At 69.7% G+C, this 22,103-nt stretch carries 25 protein-coding genes; 9 read left to right on the forward strand and 16 right to left on the reverse strand.

Annotation, left to right across the window (positions count from 1 at the left end; genetic code table 11):
* The first annotated feature begins 127 nt into the window (after positions 1-127).
* Genes BJ988_RS13040 through BJ988_RS13050 form a run of 3 tightly spaced genes read left to right on the forward strand, consistent with a single transcriptional unit; the run spans position 128 to position 3,208 of the window.
* A complete protein-coding gene (locus tag BJ988_RS13040; RefSeq protein ID WP_179658387.1) occupies positions 128-1,732 on the forward strand; it encodes a sensor histidine kinase in 1,605 nt (534 codons plus the stop codon).
* Positions 1,729-2,421 (forward strand): response regulator, encoded by a 693-nt coding sequence (locus BJ988_RS13045; protein ID WP_179658388.1) that lies wholly within the window; start codon positions 1,729-1,731, stop codon positions 2,419-2,421. The genes BJ988_RS13040 and BJ988_RS13045 overlap by 4 nt, the downstream gene beginning before the upstream one ends.
* A gap of 43 nt (positions 2,422-2,464) precedes the next feature.
* Entirely contained in the window at positions 2,465-3,208 is a 744-nt protein-coding gene (locus BJ988_RS13050; RefSeq protein WP_179658389.1) for a class I SAM-dependent DNA methyltransferase, read from the forward strand.
* A gap of 15 nt (positions 3,209-3,223) precedes the next feature.
* On the opposite strand, the gene BJ988_RS31345 is transcribed toward BJ988_RS13050, so the two are convergent.
* Positions 3,224-3,760, reverse strand: coding sequence for a GNAT family N-acetyltransferase (locus BJ988_RS31345; RefSeq protein ID WP_179658390.1), 537 nt, complete (start codon positions 3,758-3,760; stop codon positions 3,224-3,226).
* Positions 3,761-3,764: 4 nt separating this feature from the next.
* On the reverse strand, positions 3,765-5,222 hold the full coding sequence (locus BJ988_RS13060; RefSeq protein ID WP_179658391.1) for a glycine hydroxymethyltransferase: 1,458 nt from the start codon (positions 5,220-5,222) through the stop codon (positions 3,765-3,767).
* Positions 5,223-5,685: 463 nt separating this feature from the next.
* Between BJ988_RS13060 and BJ988_RS13065 the strand changes: the two genes are divergently transcribed.
* The 4 genes from BJ988_RS13065 (at position 5,686) to BJ988_RS13080 (ending at position 9,141) form a co-directional block, all read left to right on the forward strand.
* The gene (locus BJ988_RS13065; protein ID WP_179658392.1) at positions 5,686-7,410 is read left to right on the forward strand and encodes a nitrite/sulfite reductase; all 1,725 of its coding nucleotides are present in this window, start codon (positions 5,686-5,688) and stop codon (positions 7,408-7,410) included.
* Positions 7,407-7,589 (forward strand): hypothetical protein, encoded by a 183-nt coding sequence (locus tag BJ988_RS13070; RefSeq protein ID WP_179658393.1) that lies wholly within the window; start codon positions 7,407-7,409, stop codon positions 7,587-7,589. The genes BJ988_RS13065 and BJ988_RS13070 overlap by 4 nt, the downstream gene beginning before the upstream one ends.
* The gene (locus tag BJ988_RS13075; protein ID WP_179658394.1) at positions 7,586-8,329 is read left to right on the forward strand and encodes a phosphoadenylyl-sulfate reductase; all 744 of its coding nucleotides are present in this window, start codon (positions 7,586-7,588) and stop codon (positions 8,327-8,329) included. The genes BJ988_RS13070 and BJ988_RS13075 overlap by 4 nt, the downstream gene beginning before the upstream one ends.
* 68 nt (positions 8,330-8,397) lie before the next feature.
* On the forward strand, positions 8,398-9,141 hold the full coding sequence (locus BJ988_RS13080; RefSeq protein ID WP_179658395.1) for a sirohydrochlorin chelatase: 744 nt from the start codon (positions 8,398-8,400) through the stop codon (positions 9,139-9,141).
* Between the two features lie 119 nt (positions 9,142-9,260).
* Here BJ988_RS13080 and BJ988_RS13085 read toward each other — a convergent pair whose 3' ends face one another.
* From BJ988_RS13085 to BJ988_RS13120, 8 genes are all read right to left on the reverse strand, one after another.
* On the reverse strand, positions 9,261-9,671 hold the full coding sequence (locus BJ988_RS13085; RefSeq protein ID WP_179658396.1) for a DUF3037 domain-containing protein: 411 nt from the start codon (positions 9,669-9,671) through the stop codon (positions 9,261-9,263).
* On the reverse strand, positions 9,671-10,453 hold the full coding sequence (locus tag BJ988_RS13090) for a HipA family kinase (protein WP_179658397.1): 783 nt from the start codon (positions 10,451-10,453) through the stop codon (positions 9,671-9,673). Before BJ988_RS13090 ends, BJ988_RS13085 begins: the two co-directional genes overlap by 1 nt.
* A 79-nt stretch (positions 10,454-10,532) precedes the next feature.
* Positions 10,533-11,375, reverse strand: a complete 843-nt coding sequence (locus tag BJ988_RS13095; protein ID WP_179658398.1) for a PPK2 family polyphosphate kinase — start codon at positions 11,373-11,375, stop codon at positions 10,533-10,535.
* 39 nt (positions 11,376-11,414) lie between these two features.
* Positions 11,415-12,110, reverse strand: coding sequence for a GNAT family N-acetyltransferase (locus tag BJ988_RS13100; protein WP_179658399.1), 696 nt, complete (start codon positions 12,108-12,110; stop codon positions 11,415-11,417).
* A 24-nt stretch (positions 12,111-12,134) separates the two neighbouring features.
* A complete protein-coding gene (locus BJ988_RS13105; protein ID WP_179658400.1) occupies positions 12,135-12,635 on the reverse strand; it encodes a phosphoribosyltransferase family protein in 501 nt (166 codons plus the stop codon).
* Positions 12,632-13,336, reverse strand: a complete 705-nt coding sequence (locus BJ988_RS13110; RefSeq protein ID WP_179658401.1) for a RecX family transcriptional regulator — start codon at positions 13,334-13,336, stop codon at positions 12,632-12,634. The genes BJ988_RS13105 and BJ988_RS13110 overlap by 4 nt, the downstream gene beginning before the upstream one ends.
* 67 nt (positions 13,337-13,403) lie before the next feature.
* Complete coding sequence (gene recA / locus BJ988_RS13115; protein ID WP_179661481.1) at positions 13,404-14,462, reverse strand: recombinase RecA; 1,059 nt, start codon at positions 14,460-14,462, stop codon at positions 13,404-13,406.
* A 249-nt stretch (positions 14,463-14,711) separates the two neighbouring features.
* Positions 14,712-15,437 (reverse strand): DUF4396 domain-containing protein, encoded by a 726-nt coding sequence (locus BJ988_RS13120; RefSeq protein WP_246321472.1) that lies wholly within the window; start codon positions 15,435-15,437, stop codon positions 14,712-14,714.
* A 130-nt stretch (positions 15,438-15,567) separates the two neighbouring features.
* Here BJ988_RS13120 and BJ988_RS13125 point away from each other — a divergent pair, with 130 nt between their 5' ends.
* Complete coding sequence (locus BJ988_RS13125; protein ID WP_179658402.1) at positions 15,568-16,029, forward strand: DUF6153 family protein; 462 nt, start codon at positions 15,568-15,570, stop codon at positions 16,027-16,029.
* 94 nt (positions 16,030-16,123) lie between these two features.
* Complete coding sequence (locus BJ988_RS13130; RefSeq protein ID WP_179658403.1) at positions 16,124-16,765, forward strand: DUF305 domain-containing protein; 642 nt, start codon at positions 16,124-16,126, stop codon at positions 16,763-16,765.
* A gap of 50 nt (positions 16,766-16,815) precedes the next feature.
* On the opposite strand, the gene BJ988_RS13135 is transcribed toward BJ988_RS13130, so the two are convergent.
* From BJ988_RS13135 to BJ988_RS13160, 6 genes are all read right to left on the reverse strand, one after another.
* On the reverse strand, positions 16,816-18,060 hold the full coding sequence (locus BJ988_RS13135) for an MFS transporter (protein ID WP_179658404.1): 1,245 nt from the start codon (positions 18,058-18,060) through the stop codon (positions 16,816-16,818).
* Position 18,061: 1 nt separating this feature from the next.
* On the reverse strand, positions 18,062-18,256 hold the full coding sequence (locus BJ988_RS13140) for a DUF3046 domain-containing protein (RefSeq protein WP_179658405.1): 195 nt from the start codon (positions 18,254-18,256) through the stop codon (positions 18,062-18,064).
* 25 nt (positions 18,257-18,281) lie between these two features.
* A complete protein-coding gene (locus BJ988_RS13145) occupies positions 18,282-19,448 on the reverse strand; it encodes a DinB family protein (RefSeq protein WP_179658406.1) in 1,167 nt (388 codons plus the stop codon).
* Between the two features lie 72 nt (positions 19,449-19,520).
* A complete protein-coding gene (locus BJ988_RS13150; RefSeq protein ID WP_179658407.1) occupies positions 19,521-20,333 on the reverse strand; it encodes an ABC transporter permease in 813 nt (270 codons plus the stop codon).
* A gap of 1 nt (position 20,334) precedes the next feature.
* Entirely contained in the window at positions 20,335-21,165 is an 831-nt protein-coding gene (locus BJ988_RS13155) for an ABC transporter permease (protein ID WP_179658408.1), read from the reverse strand.
* A complete protein-coding gene (locus tag BJ988_RS13160; RefSeq protein ID WP_425490848.1) occupies positions 21,165-22,094 on the reverse strand; it encodes an ABC transporter ATP-binding protein in 930 nt (309 codons plus the stop codon). The genes BJ988_RS13155 and BJ988_RS13160 overlap by 1 nt, the downstream gene beginning before the upstream one ends.
* Between the last annotated feature and the right edge of the window lie 9 nt (positions 22,095-22,103).

The following is a 22,103-nucleotide window of genomic DNA, read 5'->3' on the forward strand; positions in this document are numbered from 1 at the left end:
GTGTGTGTCCGGCGCCCCGGCGGGCAACCGCGGCAACTCTCCAGCAGATCGTGACGACCGTCACTGTTGTGTTCGTTGTGTTCGTGGCCGGGGTCACAACGACGCTCAGGTGGGTGAGAATGACGAGATGTCCCGCACCCGACCGGTCCGACACCGCCTGCTGCGCGACCGTCCGGTGGCGCAGCAGGTGCTGCTCCTCCAGCTCGGCACGGTGCTCCTGCTCGTGGTCACCGGGATCCTGATGGCCGCCTACGACGCCCAGCGCGACTCCTACAGCCGCGCCACCCAACGTGCCGTGGCCGTGGCCCAGACCGTCGCCGACTCCCCGGCCGTCCGCACGGCGCTGCGCGGCGACGACCCGACGGCGACGCTCCAGCCCTGGGCCGAGGAGGTACGTCGCGACACCGACACCGACTTCGTCGTCGTGATGGGTCTGGACCGCACCCGTTACACCCACACCGACCCCGACGAGATCGGCGGCAAGTTCGTCGGCGACCTCGGCGACGCGCCCGAGGGCGAGGTCTTCACCCAGCAGTACACCGGCACGCTCGGCCCGTCGGTGCGGTCGGTGGTGCCGGTCGAGGACGGCGACGAGGTCGTCGCGCTCGTCTCCGTCGGCATCACGCTCAGCGACATCAACCGCGGGCTCAAGCGTGACGTCGGGATCGTGCTGCTGTGCGGCGGCATCGTGCTGGCCGTCGGCCTGCTCGGCGCCTGGCTGCTGAGCCGCCGCCTGCACCGGCTGACCCACGGCATGGGCGAGCGCGAGCTGGCCCGGATGTACGAGTACTACTCCGCCGTCCTCCACTCGGTCCGCGAGGGTCTGCTCCTGCTCGACGGGGATGGGCGCGTGCAGCTGGTCAACGACGAGGCGCGGCGCCTGCTGGCGCTCCCGGACGGCGTCATCGGCACCCGGATCGAGGATCTCGACCTGGCGCCCGGGCTGGTCGCCGCCGCCCGCGGCCGCACCGCCGAGTCCGACGATCTCTACCTCGCCGGCGAGCGGATCCTGGTGGTCTCCTCCGCCCCCGCCCGGTGGGACGGCCGCGAGGTCGGCGCCGTGGTGACGCTGCGCGATCACACCGAGCTACGGTCGGTGACCGGCGAGCTCGAGGTCGTACGCCGCCTCACCGAGTCGCTCCGGTCGCAGAACCACGAGGCGGCCAACCGGCTCCACACGGTCGTGTCCCTCATCGAGATGGGCCGGGAACAGGACGCGGTCGAGTTCGCCACCGAGGAGCTCCAGGTCGCCCAGCTCCTCACCGACCGGGTGGTCGGCGCGGTCGAGGATCCCGTCGTCGCCGCGCTCCTGCTAGGCAAGTCCGCCGAGGCGGCCGAGCAGGGCGTCGAGTTCCGCATCGCCGGCGAGGTGCCACCGGGCACGGGCATCCCGCCCCGCGACCTGGTGACCGTGCTGGGCAACCTCGTCGACAACGCCTTCGACGCCGTCTCCGGCTTCGAGCACCGCCAGGTCGAGGTCCACCTCACCGGCGACGACGACACCCTCACGGTGCGCGTGGGCGACAGCGGCCCCGGCCTCGACGACGCCGACTCGGCGCGCGTCCTCGACCGCGGCTGGACGACGAAGGCCGAGCCCGGCACGGGCCGCGGCCTGGGCCTCGCGCTCGTCGGCCAGATCGCCCGGCGTCACGGTGGCGAGGTCGTCATCGGCCGCTCGCACCTCGGCGGGGCCGAGTTCACCGTCACCCTCGGCACGGGGGTTGGGGCATGAGTGTCAAGGTGCTGGTCGTCGAGGACGAGGCGCTCGCCGCCGAGGCTCACGCGGCGTACGTCGGCCGGGTCTCGGGCTTCGCGCTGGCCGGGATCGCGCGGTCGGCACGGGAGGCGGTCCGCGCGCTCGACGCGGCCCGCGAGGCGGGCACCCCGGTCGACCTGATCCTGCTCGACATGAACCTGCCCGACGGGCACGGGCTCGGGCTGCTCAGCAGGCTGCGTGCCGCCGGGCACCTGTGCGACGTGATCGCGGTGACAGCAGCGCGCGACACGAAGGTGGTGCGGCAGGCCGTCGTCCAGGGGGTCGTGCTCTACCTGCTCAAGCCGTTCACGTTCGCGACCTTCCGGGCCAAGCTCGAGCAGTACGCCGACTACCATGCTCGGCTGGACGCAGCCCCCGACGAGGTTGTCCAGGACGAGGTCGACCAGCTGCTGGGGTCGCTGCGGGCCACCTCCAGCACACCGCTGCCCAAGGGCATGAGCCCGGAGACCCTGCGGGCGGTGACGGCGGCGCTGCGCGAGGCCGACGGCGACCTGTCCGCCAGCGAGGTCGCCGCCGTGGTCGGTGCCTCGCGGGTCACCGCGCGGCGCTACCTCGAGCACCTCGCCGACAAGGGCCTGGCCGCGCGCGGGGTCCGCTATGGCCCCAGCGGCGGCCGGCCGGAGGTCGGCTACTCCTGGCGGTAAATGGTTCGCGCCCGGGGCGCTCGAGCGGGCAGAGTCGATGTCTATGACCAGCAGTGATCTGTGGACCCGCGAGACGGCCGAGAGCTACGACGACCCGGACGACTGGGTGAACTCACCCGAGGTGACCGGTCCGGTGACCCGGTTCCTCGCCGAGGTCGCCGACGGCGGGTCAGCGCTCGAGCTCGCCATCGGGACGGGTCGGATCGGCGTACCGCTGCGGGAGCTGGGCGTGCCGGTCACGGGCATCGAGCTCTCCCAGCCGATGGTCGACGTCCTGCGACGCAAGGTCAGCGACGAGGAGATCCCGGTCGTGGTCGGCGACATGGCCGCTGCCGAGGCGCCCGGGGTAGGGACGTACGCGCTGGTCTATCTGGTCTACAACACGATCGGGAACCTGCGTACGCAGGAGGAGCAGGTCGCGTGCTTCGCCAACGCCTCCCGTCATCTGGCTCCAGGCGGACGCTTCGTGGTCGAGGTCGGGGTGCCCGGGCTGCGGAGGCTCCCGCCGGGAAGCCCGGCGATCCCGTTCGACGTCTCCCCCTCGCACCTCGGGTTCGACACCTACGACCTGGTCACCCAGCAGGCGATCTCTCACCACTACGGCCGCGAGCCAGACGGCCGCTTCCAGTACGGAAAGCACAACTTCCGCTTCGTGTGGCCTTCCGAGCTCGACCTGATGGCCCGGCTCTCTGGGATGACGCTGGAGGCGCGCTACGGCGGCTGGGAACGCTCCGCTTTCACCAGCGAGTCCACGAGCCACGTGTCCATCTGGCGCAGACCGGTGTAGCGCTGGGCCGGCAGGTCAGGTGAGGCGCAGAGCCATCTTCGACTCGGTGCGCGGGTCGCCCTCGGGGAAGGACTGGGTCTCACCGGTGAGCTCGAAGCCGAGGCGCTCGTAGAGGCGGCGCCCGGACTCGTTGCCGTCGACGACCCACAGGGTCAGCACGGAGGCACCGTCACGACGCGCCCAGCCCGCTACGGCCAGGATGAGGCCCTCGGCCAGACCGTGACCACGCGCCTCCGGGGCAAGCCACATGTTGATCAGGTGGTGCTCGTCGTCGTGGATGATCCCGGCGGCGAGACCTGACGGCTTCTCGCCCAGCCAGGCGATGTAGGCCGCACCGGAGGCCGCCCACAGCCGCCAACGCTCGTCGGGCCAGGTGACCACCTCGTCGTAGGACGCCCAGAACGCACGAGGAGTGTCCTGGAGAGCCGCGAGGCGCACCTTCTTGAGCGCCGGCCACTCGTCCTCGACGACGACGCGCACCTCCGCCGTCGGGACCACCTTCTCAGGGGCCCCGACGCCGGGGATCGAGCTGGGTCGCTTCGGAGCAGGCACGAGCTCAGGCGAGGTCGAGACCGGGGTACAGCGGGAACTTCGCGAGGAGCTCCGCCGCGGCGGCCTTCGTGTTGTCGGCGACGCCGTCCTCGATGGCGTAGGACGCCTTGGACGGACCACCGGCCTTCGTGGTGCCCGGGGTGGTCTTGGAGAGCACGTCGACGATCAGCTCGGCGACGCGGTCGAACTCGTCGGCGCCGAAGCCGCGGGTGGTCAGGGCCGGGGTGCCGAGACGGATGCCGGAGGTGTACCAGGCGCCGTTGGGGTCGGCCGGGACCGAGTTGCGGTTGGTGACCACGCCGGAGTCGAGCAGCGCCGTCTCGGCCTGACGACCGGTGAGGCCGAACGAGGTCACGTCGAGGAGGACGAGGTGGTTGTCGGTGCCGCCGGTGACCAGCTTCGCGCCGCGCTTGAGGAAGCCCTCCGCGAGGCTCTTGGCGTTGTCGGCCACGTCCTGGGCGTAGGTCTGGAAGCTCTCCTGCTTCGCCTCGGCGAAGGCGACGGCCTTGGCGGCCATCACGTGGGACAGCGGGCCGCCGAGGACCATCGGGCAGCCGCGGTCGACGCTCGGGGCGTACTCCTCGGTGGCCAGGATGAACCCACCGCGCGGGCCGCGCAGCGACTTGTGCGAGGTGCTCGTGACGACGTCGGCGTAGGGAACCGGGTTCTCCTCGCCCTGGAACACCTTGCCGGCCACGAGGCCAGCAAAGTGGGCCATGTCGACCATCAGGGTGGCGCCGACCTCGTCGGCGATCTCGCGCATCTTGGCGAAGTTCACCCGGCGCGGGTAGGCGGAGTAGCCCGCCACGATGATCAGCGGCTGGAACTCCTTGGCCTTGGCACGCAGCGAGTCGTAGTCGAGCAGGCCGGTCTCCGGGTCGGTGCCGTACTGGTTCTGGTGGAACATCTTGCCGGAGATGTTCGGGCGGAAGCCGTGGGTGAGGTGGCCGCCGGCGTCGAGCGACATGCCCAGCAGGCGCTGGTTGCCGAGCTCACCACGCAGCGTCTCCCAGTCGGCCTCGGAGAGCTCGTTCATGTTCTTGACGGCCATCTTCTCCAACCACGGGCCCTCGACCCGGTGGGCGAGGATGGCCCAGTACGCGGTCAGGTTGGCGTCGATGCCGGAGTGGGGCTGGACGTAGGCGTACTCCGCGCCGAAGAGCTCCTTGGCGTGCTCGGCGGCGATCTGCTCGACGGTGTCGACGTTCTGGCAGCCGGCGTAGAAGCGGTGGCCGACGGTGCCCTCGGCGTACTTGTCGGAGAACCAGGTGCCCATCGTCATCAGCGTGGCGGGGCTCGCGTAGTTCTCGCTCGCGATCAGCTTGAGGCTGGCTCGCTGGTCGGCGAGCTCCTGCCTGGTCGCCTCGGCGATGCGGGGCTCCACGGAGGCGATGACCTCGAGGGCTTGGTTGTAGGCAGAACTCACAGTCCCTGCGTTTGCCGGGGCAGACAGATCGCTCATGGGTCACAGCGTAGTCAGCCGTGCGGGAGAGAGCAGCATCGTGGTCCCGGTGCATTGCGTACGACTTCTACCACCGTCCGCGGGAATGGTCGGCCGCTCTGCGTGGTTCAGGGACCGTGACCAGATGGTGACCTCGGCCACACCGGCCGCGTGAACAAGCGGGAACGTCCCACATGACGGACCGACGTCTCAGATATCGGGATTCCTGATTGCGTACCGGCCGTCCGCTACCTGAGACTCCTTGACATGGTCACTGCTGCAACACATGCGCACCTCGTGGTTCGACGCCACGTGGACTATTGCCGCATCCGCAGCTCGATCTGTTGGCGCCACTGACGCCCAGCGCTCCGCAATTTTCACGCGTCGAGCCCTGGCCCGCCGCCCGACAGACATCCCGGGCGCCCGCCGCGAGCACGTCTCTGCTCCGCCGTGCGTCCACGACCGACGCAAAGGTTTCTCTGACATGAGCGACAACCGGTTTCAGGCCAAGCGCGCCACCCGAACCGAGATCCCCCGCCCCAAGAAGGGCGAGGGTCAGTGGGCCCTCGGCTACACCGAGCCGCTGAACAAGAACGAGGAGTCGAAGAAGAACGACGACCCGCTCAACGTTCGCGACCGGATCCTCTACACCTACTCCAAGCGCGGGTTCGACTCGATCGACCCGGCCGACATGCGCGGCCGCTTCCGCTGGTTCGGTCTCTACACCCAGCGCAAGCCGGGAATCGACGGTGGCAAGACCGCCATCCTCGACGAGGAGGAGCTCGACGACCGCTACTTCATGATGCGCGTACGCTCCGACGGCAAGCTCCTCTCCCCCGCCGCCGTGGGCACGCTGGGTCAGATCGGCGTCGACTTCGCGCGGGACACCGCGGACATCACCGACCGTCAGAACATCCAGTACCACTGGATCGAGGTCGAGAACGTCCCCGAGATCTGGTCGCGTCTGGAGGAGGTCGGGCTGCACTCGACCGAGGCGTGCGGTGACTCGCCGCGTCCGTTCCTGGGCTCGCCGGTCGCCGGTGTCGCCGCCGACGAGATCATCGACGGCACCTCGGCGCTGCGCGAGATCGAGTCCCGCTACCTGGGTGACCCGGCCTTCTCGAACTTCCCGCGCAAGTTCAAGACCGCGCTGACCGGCCACCCCTCGCACGACGTGGCGCCGGAGATCAACGACATCGCCTTCGTCGGCACCGTCCACCCCGAGCACGGCCCCGGCTTCGACGTCTGGGTAGGCGGCGGTCTGTCCACCAACCCGCGTCTGGCCGAGAAGCTCGGCGTGTGGGTGCCGCTCGACGAGGTCGCCGACGTGTGGGCCGGCGTCGCCGGCATCTTCCGCGACTACGGCTACCGCCGGCTCCGCTCACGGGCACGGCTGAAGTTCCTGGTCGCCGACTGGGGCAAGGACAAGTTCCGCGAGGTGCTCGAGAACGAGTACCTGGAGCGTCCGCTCGTCTCCAACCCCTCCCCCGAGTCGCCCCTGGGCCACCGCGACCACGTCGGCATCCACGACCAGAAGGACGGCAAGAAGTACGTCGGCCTGGCACCGATCGCCGGACGCATCTCCGGCACCCACCTGGTCGAGCTCGCCGGCGTCATGGAGAAGTTCGCCGTCGAGGGCGCCCGGCTGACTCCGTACCAGAAGATCGTGCTCATCGGCGTCTCGCCGGAGGTCGTGGAGGAGCTGGTCACCGAGCTGGACGGCATCGGCTTCTCGGCCCGGCCCTCCAACTGGCGCCAGAACACGATGGCCTGCACCGGGATCGAGTTCTGCAAGCTCGCGATCGTGGACACCAAGGACCGGGCGCGCGACCTGATCGCCTCGCTCGAGTCGCGGTTCCCCGAGCTCGACGCCTCGATCACCGTCAACGTCAACGGCTGCCCCAACGCCTGCGCTCGTACGCAGGTGGGCGACATCGGGCTCAAGGGCCAGCTGGTCCTCGACGACGACGGCAACCAGGTCGAGGGCTTCCAGGTGCACCTGGGCGGTGCGACCGGGCTGACCGCCAACTTCGGTCGCAAGCTGCGGGCGCACAAGGTGACCTCGGCCGGGCTCGACGACTACATCTCCGCGCTGGTGGTCAACTACCTCGCCGACCGCGAGGAGGGCGAGACCTTCGCGGCCTGGACCGCCCGGGCAGACGAGGTCCTGCTGCGCGGCGAGAAGACCCTGAGCGAGGTGCCGGTATGAGTGGGCGAGCCAGCACCCCGTACCACTGCCCCTTCTGCGGCGAGACCGACCTGTGGCCCCACGAGGCCACGCACGGGTCCTGGGAGTGCCGCGGCTGCCTGCGGGCCTTCCAGCTGAAGTCGCTGGGCCAGCTCTCTCGGCCACAGATCTCTCGAGTCACGAAGGAGGCACAGGCATGAGTGTCAGCACTGCAGCCGCGCGGGCCAACCGCGCCGTCGACACCGAAGGCCGTACGCCCGAGGAGCTGCGCGAGATCGTCTCCCACTGGGGAGCCGAGCTCGAGCTCGCCCCGGCCGAGACGATCATCGAGTGGGCCGCGGCCACGTTCGGCGACCGGTTCGCGATCACGTCCTCGATGGGTGACGCCGTCCTCGCGCACCTCGCCGCGAAGGTCGTACCCGGCATCGACGTGGTCTTCCTCGACACCGGCTACCACTTCATCGAGACGATCGGCACCCGCGACGCGGTCGAGGCGACGATGCCGGTCAACCTGTTGACGATCACGCCTGCGCAGACCGTCGCCGAGCAGGATGCGGAGTACGGCAAGGACCTCTATCGGACCGACCCCGACCTGTGCTGCGCGCTGCGCAAGGTCAAGCCGCTGGCCGACTCGCTCGCCTCCTACGACGCCTGGGCCACGGGCCTGCGCCGCGCGGAGACGAAGAACCGGGTCATCGCACCGGTGATCGGCTGGGACGCCAAACGCCAGAAGGTCAAGGTTTCGCCGATGGCGCGATGGTCCGACGAGCAGGTCGAGCGATATATCGAGGACAACGGAGTGCTCGTGAACCCGCTCGTCTATGACGGCTATCCCTCGATCGGCTGCGCGCCGTGCACCCGCCGGGTGGCCCCCGGCGAGGACCCGCGCAGCGGGCGATGGGCCGGCACCGGCAAGACCGAGTGCGGCATCCACGCCTGATCCCGGCCACAGCCCGCGCCCGGAGGGCGCAAAACAACACAGACCTGCAACACCGAAGGATGAAGACAATGGCAGCTCCCGCTCTGGTAGCCCTGGCTCACGGCAGCCGCGATCCGCAGTCGGCCGCGACGATCAACGCCCTGATCGCCGAGGTACGCGCCCTGCGTCCCGATCTGCGCATCGAAGCCGCCTTCCTCGACCACTCTCGACCGCGCTTCCAGGCGGTCGTCGACAAGCTGGTCAAGGCCGGCCACGACGAGATCGTCGTCGTGCCCCTCCTGCTGACCGAGGCGTTCCACGCCCGCGTCGACGTACCCTCGGTCATCGCCGAGGCCACCGCGCGCCACTCCGGTCTGCGCATCCACACCAGCGAGATCCTCGGTCTCGAGAGCGTCTTCCTGCAGGTGCTCGACGAGCGTCTGCGGGCGTCCTTGAAGGCGGCGCGGGTGCGCGAGCTCGACGCGCTCGTCCTGGCCGCCGCCGGTTCCTCGGACTCGCTGGCCAACCAGTCCGTGGCCCGTCTCGCCCGGATCTGGGGTGCCCACCACAAGCTGCCGGTCGTGGCCGCGTACGCCTCGGCCGCTCCCCCGGCCACCGGCGAGGCCGTCCGTGCCTTCCGCGCCGAGGGCCGCCGCCACATCGCCGTCGGCATGCTCTTCCTGGCCCCCGGGCAGCTGCCCGACCGCGCCAAGGAGCTCGCTCTCGAGGCCGGTGCCGTCGCGGTCAGCGACCCCATGGGCGCCCACCCCGAGGTCGCTCGCACCATCCTGGCTCGCTACGCGGTCGGCGCCGTCGAGCTCGTCCCTGTCTGACCCGCCGAGACGTCACTCGCGTCGGCCGAGTGGTCACTTCGGTGACCACTCGGGCGACGCAGTTGACGCCTCGGGCGACGCAGTTGACGCCTCGGGCGACGGGGGTGACGCCTCGGCGGTCAGGCGATCTGGTGGGCGAAGATCCGGTCGAGCTCGGCGGGAGCGTCGGCGGTCACGCCGCCGTGGACAGGGCCGGGCTGGAGGACGGTGCTCTTCGGGGCCTTGAGGAGGCCGAACCTCGCCGACTCGTTGTCGGTGAGGGAACGGATGCCGTACGCCGTGGAGCGGATGCCCGCGCCGAAGCCGGCGTGAGCGGCGCCGGCGCAGATCAGGTCCACCGACTCCAGGGCGGCGCGTACGAGGGACTGGTCGAGGCCGGGGGCGAAGATGGCCAGGCGCTGCTCGCCGAGCGCCCACCGGGCGGCGAGGAACTTCTGCTCGGGGCAGTGGAGGACGACGCCGACGTTGAGGAACTCCTCGCGCTCGGGACGAGGTACGCAGCGGAGGACGACGTACTGGTAGGCGTCCATCACGACTCCTGGGCCGGCTCGGCGGCGGGCAGCCACGGACGCCCGCCGTCGAGGCGGGCGCGCAGGAACGCGACGTAGCGCTCGCGCAGCGACTCCGGGGTGTCGTAGCCGGGCACGGGCTCGAGCCACTCGTCGGGCACGTCGGCGAGCACCTTCTCCAGCACCGCGTCGTCGAGCCGCGCGGCCAGGTCGTCGTTCTGGTCGATTGCGTCGGTGGCGTGGGCCCGCAGGACATGCTCGGAGGTGTCGTACGGCTGGGCCGCGTAGCGGTCCGGGTCGCCGCCACCGCCGGGCCAGACGTGGTGGAAGTAGAGCGAGGCGCCGTGGTCGATGACGTAGAGCGCGCCGTTCCACAGCAGCATGTTGGGGTTGCGCCAGGAGCGGTCGACGTTGGCGATCAGCGCGTCCAGCCACAGGATGCGCCCGGCCAGCGACGGGTCGGGAGCGTAGGCGGCGTCGTAGCCGAAGGCTCCGGCCAGGAAATCGATGCCGAGGTTGAGCCCGGCGCTCACGTTGAGGAGGTCCTGTACCTCCTCGTCGGCCTCGTAGCGGGCGATCTCCGGGTCGAGGTCGAGCACGACCTGGTCCGGCGTCGGGATGTCGAGCGCCCGGCACAGACCGGTGACGATCACCTCGGCGACCAGCACCCGGAGCCCCTGCCCGGCGCCACGGAACTTGCAGACATAGGTGCCGAGATCATCGGCCTCCACGATCCCGGGCAGGCTTCCGCCCTCCCGGAGCGGGGTGACATACCGAGTCACCCGCACCGTCCCCAGACTCACGCGGCCACATCCGTAGCGCAAGCGCCAGAATACGGACGCGGCCACGTGACGCCTTGATGGCTCGCTCGCTGGCGCTCACTCACGAGATGGTGTCCTCTTCCAGTCGTCTCTTCTCCTCGGCGACGTCGAAGCGGGGCGCGGGCCAGTCGAGGCCGAGCCGGTCCAGGGTCTCCAGGAGCAGCTCGCCGATGGCCAGGTTGCGGTACCACTTCTTGTCGCTCGGCACGAGGTACCACGGAGCGTACTCGGTGTTGGTGCGCTCCAGCGCAATCTCGTACGCCTCCTGGTATCGGTCCCACAGCTGACGCTCGTCGAGGTCGCCCGGACTGTATTTCCAGTGCTTCGCGGGGTCCTCCAGCCGGGCCAGGAGCCGCTTCTTCTGCTCCTTAGGCGAGATGTGCAGCATGCACTTGAGGATGACGGTGCCGTCCTCGGCCAACCGCTTCTCGAAGTCGTTGATCGCGTCGTAGCGCCGCTCGATCTCCGCAGGGGCGGCGAGCTCGCGGACTCGGCCGATCAGCACGTCCTCGTAGTGGGAGCGGTCGAAGACACCCAGGTAGCCGGGCTCCGGCACCGCCTTCTCGATCCGCCACAGGAAGTCCTGGGCCCGCTCCTCCTCGGTCGGCGCCTTGAAGCTGGTGATCTTCACGCCGACCGGGTCGACGAGCCCGACGGTGTGCTTGAGCACGCCACCCTTGCCGGAGGTGTCCATCCCCTGCAGGACGAGCAGCATCCGCCTGGGGTCGTCGCTCTCCTTGGAGGCGAACAGCTTGGTCTGCAGCTCGATCAGCGTCGGGCCGAGCTCGGCGAGGACCTGCTTTCCGGTCTCCTTGTCGGCGCCGACACCGGGCGCGGAGTTGGTGTCGTACGTTCGCAGGTCCACCGGTCCGGCCGGCAGCCGTAGCTCATCGAGAAGGCTCATGCCTCGACGATAGGCCCGCGACCGGGCGACCGGGGCGGGTCAGCCGAGAACGCGCCGCAGATCCAGCGAGCAGCCGACCATCGTGGTCGTCGAGCCGTCGGGTTGGGGCTCGTCGAACCAGGTCCCCTGCTCGAAGCCGACCTTGGCGAGCATCCGCAGCGAGCCAGCGTTGCGGTGGTCGGGTGCGGCGAAGCAGGCCGTCGCGCCGGGGTAGCGTCGCGGGATCGAGCTGAGCCAGACCCAGGCCGTCCGCGACCCGATGCCGCGGCCGACGAAGGCCGGCTCCCCGATCGCGTAGTCGAAGCCGATCGCGTCCGGGTCGGGGGTGAGCAGGGCGTAGTCCGGTTCGTCGCTGATCCGGTAGTCCTGGCAGAAGCCGACCGAGCGGCCGTTGACCTCGATGACCCAGAAGGTCACCGGCGTCTTGCCGTCGATGTCGGGTCCGTAGTTCTCGGCGACCCAGTCGGGGGTGGGGTCGCCGTCCACCGCGTACCACCGGTGCACGTGGTCCGCGTTCAGCCAACGGACCAGGTGCGGCAGGTCGCCACGGGTCATCGGCCGCAGCGCCACCACGGGCATCGGGTCGGAGGAGAACTCCTTCACCTCACCTGAGAGGTCCAGAGCGTACGCAGGGCGCCCGGCGATCCTCGACGCCGCCGATGCCCAGCTCTCCCCCGGGCGCGTCACCCCGCCGAGGCGCTGCTTCCCGGTGTGGACGGCGACCGGTGTGAACATGGCTACAAGGCTAGCGGCGATGCGTCAGTGGGCGAGGCCGCCGCGGCGGTCGACGAGCGGGGGCAGGGAGGACCAGGGGAAGTCGATCCAGCGGTCGGTCTTCTTGTAGACGTAGTCGGCGTTGATCACCGTCCACGGCTTCTCGAAGATCACCGCGGTGCGGGCCTCGGCCACGTGGCCCTCGCAGAAGTCGTGCACGATCTCCAGGGTCTTGCCGGTGTCGGCGACGTCGTCGGCGATCAGCACCTTCATCCCGGTCAGATCAACTGCCGCGGGGGTCGGCGGGAGCATCATCGGGACCTCGAGACGCTCGTTGACGCCGGTGTAGAACTCGACGTTGACCGCGGACAGGTTCTTCACATCGAGGGCGTAGCCCAGGCCCATCCCGAGGGCCAGGCCACCGCGGGCGATGGAGAGCACGATGTCGGGCTCGTAACCGCTGTCCACCACCTGCTGGGCGATGTCGCGTACGGCGCTGCCGAACAGGTCATAGGTCAGGATCTCGCGCTCTTGCTGCTCACTCACAGATCGGATTCTGGCACGACATCACCGGCGTCATATTCATCGGCAAGCGCGAGCTCCTCGCGAACGATGGCGAAGGCCACACCGGCGCCGTATCCCTTGCGAGCGAGCATCCCCACCAGACGCCGGGTCTTGGTCTGGTCGTCGAATCGCTCCAGGGAGCGCAGCTTGCGCCGGACCATCCGCCGGCCCGCCTCGCGCTCGTCGTCGGGGTCGATCTCGTCGAGCGCCTCGCGGGCCACCTCGTCGTCGATGCCCTTGCGGCGCAGCTCTTGGGCGAGGGCACGCCGCGCCAGGCCCTTGCCCGGCTGTCGGCTGGCGATCCAGGCTCTGGCGAAGGCCTCGTCGTCGACCAGGCCGACCTCTTCGAAGCGGTCCAGCAGCCGTGTCGCCAGGGCTTGCGGGACCTCCTTCTTCTCCAGCTTGTCGGCCAGTTCCTTGCGGCTGCGCGCCTGTCCGGTCAACGCGTCGAGGAGGATCTTGCGGGCGATCGCCTCGTGGTCGGGCTCGGGGTCGTTCTTGGGGTCCGCCGGGTCTGCGGGGCGAGGTTTGCGGCGACGGGACTGTGTTGGTTTCGACGCGCTTACACCGCTTCGCGAGCTCAGCGGTGACGCTTGCTCAACCTCGTCTCGCTCAGCCCTTCGCTCCTCCGTCGCGAACGGCTGGCTCACTTGAAGCCAGTCGGGCGCGGGCCGTTCGTCCACCCAGGGATCCTGGGTGGACGAACGGTTGCGCTCTGACGAAGCCACGGGTCAGTCGGTGCCTATGGACCTAGAAGTCCTCGACACCGGCGGGCTCGGCCACGGGCGCCTCGCCCTCGGCCGGAGCGTCGACCGTCGGCAGGACGCCGAGCTTCTCCAGGATCCGCTTCTCCAGCTCGTTGGCCAGATCGGGGTTGTCCTTGAGGAAGTTGCGGGAGTTCTCCTTGCCCTGACCGAGCTGGTCACCCTCGTAGGTGTACCAAGCGCCGGCCTTGCGGACCAGGCCGGCCTCGACACCGACGTCGATCAGGCCACCCTCGCGGGAGATGCCCTTCCCGTACATGATGTCGAACTCGGCCTGCTTGAACGGCGGGGCCACCTTGTTCTTCACGACCTTGACGCGGGTGCGGTTGCCGACCATGTCGGTGCCGTCCTTGAGCGTCTCGATCCGGCGCACGTCGAGTCGCACCGAGGAATAGAACTTCAGCGCGCGACCACCGGTCGTGGTCTCGGGCGAGCCGAACATCACGCCGATCTTCTCGCGCAGCTGGTTGATGAAGATCGCGGTCGTGCCGGAGTTGTTGAGCGCTCCGGTCATCTTTCGCAGCGCCTGGCTCATCAGTCGAGCCTGCAGGCCGACGTGGCTGTCGCCCATCTCGCCCTCGATCTCGGCCCGCGGCACGAGCGCCGCGACGGAGTCGATGACGATCAGGTCGAGCGCGCCCGAGCGGATCAGCATGTCGGCGATCTCCAGGGCCTGCTCACCCGAGTCTGGCTGGGAGACCAGCAGGGCGTCGGTGTCGACGCCGAGGTTCTTCGCGTATTCCGGGTCGAGTGCGTGCTCGGCGTCGATGAAGGCCACGATGCCACCGGCGCGCTGCGCGCTGGCGACCGCGTGGAGGGCCACCGTCGTCTTACCCGAGGACTCCGGACCGTAGATCTCCACGACCCGCCCGCGAGGCAGGCCGCCCAGACCCAGCGCCACGTCGAGCGCGATCGAGCCGGTCGGGATCACCTCCAGCGGAGCCCGGGTCTCATCGCCCAGCCGCATGACCGAGCCCTTGCCGAACTGTCTTTCGATGTTGGCGAGAGCGGCATCCAATGCCTTCTCGCGGTCACCTGCCGCCATGTTCTTTCCTTCCTGAGGGGCAGACTTCTTCCCCTTGCCTGCCGCTTGGCCACGTGTCTTCGTCGTCATCAAGGCAGACGCTAGACGGGACCACCGACAGTTTTGAACGGGACCCTCCGGCACGGTGTCTCACAGCCCTGTTCTGCGTGGGGCGAAAGCATGAAACACACTCCACCTACCACCACACACTAACCCGAACAAGCGTTCGATGTGAACACCTGTTCGGGCGTGTCGAGCCTGCCGGGATCCTCAGTGGCCCTCCATCTCGACCTGCTCAGCGGGAGTCGGGTCGCCGGCGATCTCGTCAGCGACGGCGACCGACAGGCCGCCGAGCATGAAGGCGACGATCACCGCGGCCAAGCCACCGCTCGAGAACGAGGGGAGGTAGCGCCGGAAGCCCTCCTGGACCGGCTCCGCGCCGTGGTACTGGTGCGTCAGCGCATGTCCCTTGCCCCTCTGGAGCAGGTATCGATTGACCGGGAAGGCCGCCACGAAGGCGACCGAGAGGGCGATCATCATCGCGAGCCAGAACACCACGTTGACCAGACCTGCCTCCATGGCCCCGGGGATGAGCGCCATGACCAGGTTGTCGACCAGCTCCATGGTCGCGATCGAGAGGGTGTCGGCGGCGAGCACCACGCTGAACGCCGCACCGACGGCCAGGCCCGACTTCAGCAGCGGCAGGGTCGAGAGGGCGTAGCCGAAGGCGAACGCCAGCGAGACCGCCAGGGCGATCGTCCACCCCGTGCTGAGCCCGATCGCGGTGCCGATCATCAGCCCGGCGATCTCACCGATCGCACAGCCGGTGAGGCAGTGCAGCGTGGCGCTCGCCGCCATCGCGTTCACGCCACCGCCGTGCCCGGCGTGTCCCCCATGGTCGCCGTGGTCGCCGTGCTCACCATGACCTTCATGCGTCGAGTGCTGATGTCCTGCGTGGTCGTGTCCGGCGTGCAGGTGCCCGTCATGCGACGTCATGTCGCTCCCTTGCTCGTTCGTTCAGGATCTCTATACCCAATTCATACCCCATGGGGGTATGAACCGCAAGGGGGAACCGGGCTACGAGCCCGCTTTGTCCGCGGACGATCGACTCCTTAAGGTGTGCTGTGTGTGGACGGCAGCAGGACGACGGCGGCGGACGACCGGGATGGTCGTACGCGTCGGTCTGCTCGCAGCGGTCGTCGTCACGGTCTCCGGCCTGCTGGCCATGCACGCGCTGAGCCTCCACGGCACCCGCGCCGACGGCGAGCACGCCTCACTGAGCCTGCCGGCCGTCCACGTGGGGCACACCCACGCTCTGGACCACGCCGAGCACGCCAGCCACGCCGGCTCCGTCGCGCCCGGCCACGCCGGAGGCCCCGGAGGCGAGGAACACACGGCGATGATGCTGTGCGTTGCGTTCCTGCTCGCCGCGGGCGTGCTGCTCCTGAGCAGGTTGTGGCGGCGTACGCCGGTGTGGTGGCTCAGCCGCAGCCGCAGCTGGTCCCGGACGGCCGGATCCACCCCCTTGATCACACGTCTGGCGACCGGCCCGCCCTCGGTGTGGGCCTACTCCGTCATCAGGTGCTGAGCGGTCTCGACTCAGCCGCGACCCGGGCCACGCCCGCGGTCCGCAGCTGGGTCAGCGATGCCCGCAAACAGCACCTGACAAGGAGAAACAACAGATGCGTACGCAACGTAGCCTCACCCGCACGACCTTGGCCGCGGCCGGCCTGGCGGTGCTGCTGACGCTGTCCGCCTGCGGCGGCAGCGACGGGGCCGATCAGCCCCAAAAGCTCTCCGAGACCGAGCACAACAAGGCCGACGTCACCTTCGCGACCGACATGATCCAGCACCACGCCCAGGCGATGTCGATGGTCGACCTGACCATGGACCGCAAGCTCGAGCCCGAGGTCCAGGAGCTCGCGGACGAGATCCGGGCGGCCCAGAGCCCCGAGATCGAGACCATGTCCGGCTGGCTCCAGGAGTGGGGCGAGGAGGTGCCTTCGACCATGCGCGACCACGTCAACGGCGGCCACGAGGGCCACGGCGACGAGGACAGCAGCGCGTCCGACTCGATGGAGGGCATGGACCACGACATGCCCGGGATGATGTCTGCCGAGGACATGGACGCCCTCGAGAACGCCTCCGACGCCGAGTTCCGGGACATGTGGCTGGAGATGATGATCGAGCACCACGAGGGCGCGGTCGAGATGGCCGAGACCGAGCAGGACGAGGGCCGGTTCAAGCCCGCCGTCGACCTGGCCGGGACGATCATCGAGTCCCAGACGAAGGAGATCGACACCATGGAGAAGCTCCTCGGCTGAGGATGCTGACGGGCAGGGCCGCCCAGCGGCCCTGCCCTGTCACAGGCGTGTCAGGCCGACCGACGCCCCACGTACGCCGCTCCGAACAGCACCACGACCAGCAGGATCGCGCAGAGCGCGAGCGCTGGATATCCGGCCACGTCGACGACGACTCCGGACAGCGCTCCCGCGGCGGCAGCGGCGACGCCCATGATCAGGTCGGCGGTGCCCTGGACGTCGGCGCGCACCTCGAGCGGGGTGTGGTCCGCCACCGAGGTGGCCGCAGCGATCGTGGCCAGGGACCAGCCGAGACCGAGCAGGAAGAGCCCGACGAAGATCCGCCCCGAGCTGCCCTGCGGCGCCGCGGCGCACAGGACCAGGGCCACCAGGAGCACCCCGCCGCCGAGCGCCATCACGTCGGCTCGGCCGACGCGGTCGGCGAGCCAGCCGGCGACCGGAGCGAAGGCGAACATGCCGAGGACGTGCCCGCTGATCACCAACCCGATGACCTCCAGCCCGGCGCCGCCGTGCTCCATGTGGAGCGGGGTCATCACCATCACCGCGACCATCGTGGCGTGCGCCGCGGCCTGTCCGACGACCGCCGCGGCGAGCGCGGGACGCTCCCGGATCACGGCGAGCGCCCGGCGCCAGCTCGTTCCCTTCGGCGTCTCCGCGGGCGGAGCCCCCTCCCGGGCGACCAGCAGCGGATCCGGTCGCAGGAAGACCCCGACCACCAGCGCTGCCGCCAGCATCGCGACCGAGCCGAGGGCGAACGGCCCGGTGAGCACCGGGATCCCGACGGCGTCGGTGAAGAGCTCGGCGACACCGGTCAGGTTGGGCCCGATGACCGCGCCGAACGTGGTCGCCCAGACCACGACCGACAGCGCTCGCGCGCGGCTGGTCGCAGGTGCCAGGTCGGTGGCCGCGTAGCGGGCGCCGTTGTTCGCCGCGGTGGTCGCGCCGAGCAGCACCGCGCCGACCAGCAGCAGCGTCATCGAGCCGACCACGCCCGCCAGGACGGCCAGCAGACCACCGGCCGAACCGAGCAGATATCCCGCCAGCAGCCCGATCCGGCGCCCGCGGGCGTCCATCACCCGCCCCAGGACGTACGCGGCCACCGCGGCGCCCAGCACCTGGGTCGTCTGGGACAGTCCCGCCATCGACTCCGACCCGGACAGGTCACGCGCCAGCAGGGAGGCGGTCGCGATCCCGATGGTGATGCCCATCGCGCCGACCGCCTGGGTGGCGACCAGGGTGAGGATGGTGCGCTTCTGGACCGCCGCGGTCGAGCGCGGAGCGGCGAGGCCCGAGGTCACGTCACCGCTCCCGTGCCGGCAGCTCCAGGGTCTTCCAGACCGCGGCCCAGACCTCCTTGGGCGAGACGCCGTCGTCGAGCGCCTCCTGCGCGGTGCGCCCGCCCAGCTCTCCCATCACGAACTGGCGCGCCCAGGCACGCGCATAGCCCGCGCCGAGCGCGTCTTCCATCCGGGACCAGAACTCCGTGTGCCTCATCGCCCCGAATGCTACTCAGCCGATCTCAGCCGCGCCGACGAGCGAGCACATCGAGCCAGACGTCCCCGAGGGGCCCGTCGGCGTGCCCGACCTCGAGCACGTCCCAGCCGGCCTCGTCCAGCGCAGCCCGAAGCTCGGACTCACCCCAGTAGACGAAGAGGCGGGGAGCCTCGACGTGGCCGCGGTTGATCCACTCCTCGCCGTCCCCCTCCTTCAGCGACACGTGCAGCGCACCGCCGGGGCGAGTGACCTCGGCGAGCCTGCCGAGCACGGTCCCGAAGTCGTCGCGGGCCACATGCAGCAGCGTCGCCGAGGCCCAGACCGCGGCGTAGGGGACGTCCGGGTGGACCGGATCACGCAGGTCGTCGGTCAGCGGGTCCAGGCAGGCCGCGGCGTGGCCCTGCGTCCGCAGGTGCGCCACGAACCCCTCGCTGATGTCGGTACGCCGCACCCGCACTCCCCCGGCTTCGAGCGCCTTCGCGTCGTGGCCGGGCCCGGTGCCGATCTCGAGGACGTGGTCGCCGGGCTCGAGCTCGGCCAGGAAACGGTCGAGGAGCGAGCGGTTCTCCTCCGAGAAGGAGGTGCTCTCGACGTACGTCGTGACGCTGGCGTCGTAGGCGGCGACCGTCGCTCGCTTGGCGGCGGCGCGTACGTCCCACAGGTGGTGGACGACGTCGTGGAGGTGGTAGCGGCCCAGCGACTCGACGCTGAACACGTCGCCGTTGGAACGGGTCCCGCGACGGCCCCACGCGTCCGGCGGGACCTTCTCGTAGATCGTGGCCACCTCGTCGGCGGCGTCCATCAGCTCCTCGGCCACGACCTCCGGGTCCTGGCCGGCGTAGTCGCCCTCGCGGGCGGCCTCGTCCTGGTCCCAGTTGGCGAACCGCGGCTCGTCCTCGGTCAGCATCTGCCGCAGCCGCTCGCCGAAGACGCGGTGGACGTCACGTACGTGGGCGCCGTACTCCAACGCCGACCAGACCCCGGGCCGTGTGCGCTCGCGCGCGTTGTCGGCGGCGAGATAGATCTCCCAGTAGGTCGCGTTGTCCCGCACGATCTCGGGGAGCCGGTCCGCGGTCACGGCACCGGCGACGAAGCCGCACTCGGGGCAGGGCCGATCCAGGACCCAGGTCCAGTCCTTGGTGTCGGGCTCGATCTCCTCGAGCTCCGCTTCGGCAGGCGCCTCATATGTCATGTGATCCATCTTGACGGCCCACCAAGGCAGTCACGAGAGAGATCCTGCCCTTGAGACGCGACTTGCTGCCGCTCAGGTGAGGAGTAGGGAGTCGAGCCGCCGCCGCACGACCACCAGCCCGATCGCGCCGAACGCCAGCAGGTAGACCACCGAGACCAGCGAGCCCCACGACGGCACCCCGAGCGTCAGCTCCCGGCACAGCACGACACCGCGGTAGAGCGGCGTGAACTCCACGATCCAGCGCAGCCACTCCGGGTAGGCGGTGACCGGGAAGAACGTGGCGCTGAACAGGAACATCGGCATCATCGCGAGGGTGACCTTCTCGAAGTCCTGCCAGGAGCTCATGTAGGTCGTCAGGGCCATGCCAACGGCTCCGAAGGCCGACCCGATGAGCAGCGCGGCCGGCACCACCAGGAGCGCCCACCAGGAGTGGACCAGGTCCATCGCCACCATGATCAGCAGGAAGGCCGTGACGTAGATCCCGCTGCGCAGCTGGTTCCAGAGGATCTCGCCGATCGCGATGTCGGCGGTGCGCAGCGGTGTGGCCAGCATCTGGTCGTAGAGCTTGTTGTACTTCAGCTTGAAGAAGAAGTTGAAGGTCGCATCCAGCAGCGCCCCGTTCATCGCCGAGGCCGCGATCATTCCCGGAGCGACGAACTCGCGGTAGTCGACCGGCTTCCCGGCGTACTCGAAGCCGACCACCATCGCGCCCACGCCGATGCCGATCGAGAACAGGTAGAAGACCGGCTCGAGGAACCCGGTGATGAAGACGAGCCAGGCGCGTCGGTAGACCAGGATGTTGCGCCACAGCAGCATCCGGGCGGCCTCGCCGCCGCGCAGCGGGCGGGCGACCGTGGCCCCCAGGGCAGCGTTGAAGAGCGCCATGTCAGGACACCAGCCTCTCGCCCAGCCGGCGCACCGCGAGCCACCAGCACACGCCCGCGAGCACGCCGAGATAGGCGACGTGGATCGCGGCCAGGGCCCAGTCGATCTCACCCAGCGCGAGCATCCGGGTCAGGTTCACGCCCTGCCACAGCGGCGAGGCCATCGCGATCTTCTCCAGCACCGGACCGAGGTTGGCGACGGGGAAGAACGTGCCGGAGAAGAGAGTCAGCGGGATCATCCCGAGCCGAAAGATCAGCGCGAAGGACTCCTCGCCCTTGATCGAGAGCGAGAACAGCATCACCGGCGTGCCGAAGGCCAGCACCACCAGCCCCTGGACCAGCCACGCCACGAGCACGCCCCACCACGTCTCGAAGACCCCGAAGGGGGTCAGGACCAGCAGGAAGACGCCGCAGGCGAACAGCGTACGCAGCATCAGGAAGCCCAGCTGGGCCAGCACGATGTGGGAGGCGGTCAGCGGCGAGGCGATCATCGAGAAGTAGATCCGCTGCCACTTGACCATCCCGTAGACGGGATAGGTCATCTCGGAGAAGGCGATCGTCATCGCATGGGCCGCGACCATGCCCGGCGCGACGAACGCCAGGTAGGAGTCGGCGCCTTCGAGCGTGGCCGGGTCGGCCTCGACGAAGCCACCGAGCAGCACACCCAGCGCCAGCACGTAGAAGAACGGCGTCACGAAGGTCGTGATCACCCCGCCCTTCCAGGTGCGCGCCAGGACGGTGAGCCAGTAGTCGCCCATCCGCAGCGCGCCGGAGACCAGCCCCGAGGGCGCGGTCGGCGGGGTGGCCGGCCCCGAACCGGCGTAGTCGACCATCAGTCCACCAGCGTCCGGCCGGTGAGGTGCAGGAAGACGTCCTCCAGCGACGCGCGCCGCACGAGGGTGGCCACCGGCGCCAGGCCGCGGCTGTGGACGGCCTCGATGACCGCCTCGCCGTCGTCGCTGTAGAGCAGCAGCCGATCGGGCAGCACCTCGATCCGCTCGGCGAGGTCATCGACCTTGGCGGCCAGCGCCTCGTGCTCGCCGACGCCGAAGCGCAGCTCGGCGACCTCCCGGGTGGAGTGCTCCTGGATCAGCCCCAGAGGCGTGCCGTGGGCGACGATCCGGCCCTGGTCCATGACCACGAGCTCGTCGCACAGCTGCTCGGCCTCGTCCATGTAATGGGTGGTCAGCAGCAGGGTCACGCCCGCCTGCTTGAGCCGGAACAGCCGGTCCCAGATGACGTGGCGGGCCTGCGGGTCCAGCCCCGTGGTCGGCTCGTCGAGGACCAGGATCTCGGGCCGGTTGATCAGGCTCCGGGCGATGGTGAGGCGTCGCTTCATCCCGCCGGAGAGGTCGTCGACCTTCGCCTTGGCCTTGTCGGTGAGCTGGACGAAGTCGAGCAGCTCCTCGATCCGGCCCTTCACCTCGGCTCTCGGCAGGCCGAAGTAGCGGCCGTAGACGTAGAGGTTGTCGTAGACGTTGAGCTCGACGTCGAGGGTGTCCTCCTGCGGACACACTCCGAGGCGCGCCTTGATCTTCGGGCCGTCCTTGGCCGGATCCATCCCGAAGACCCGCAGCTCGCCCGCGCTCGGCGGCGAGACGCAGCAGATCATCCGCATCGTCGAGGACTTGCCGGCGCCGTTGGGCCCCAGGAAGCCGAAGGCCACACCGGGCCGTACGGTCACATCGATGCCGCGCACGGCCTCGAAGTCGCCGAAGGACTTGCGCAGCCCGTGCGCCGAGATCATCAGCTCTTCACCCACGTCGGCAAA

The organism is Nocardioides panzhihuensis (genome assembly GCF_013408335.1).
GTDB classification, from domain to species: Bacteria; Actinomycetota; Actinomycetes; order Propionibacteriales; family Nocardioidaceae; genus Nocardioides; species Nocardioides panzhihuensis.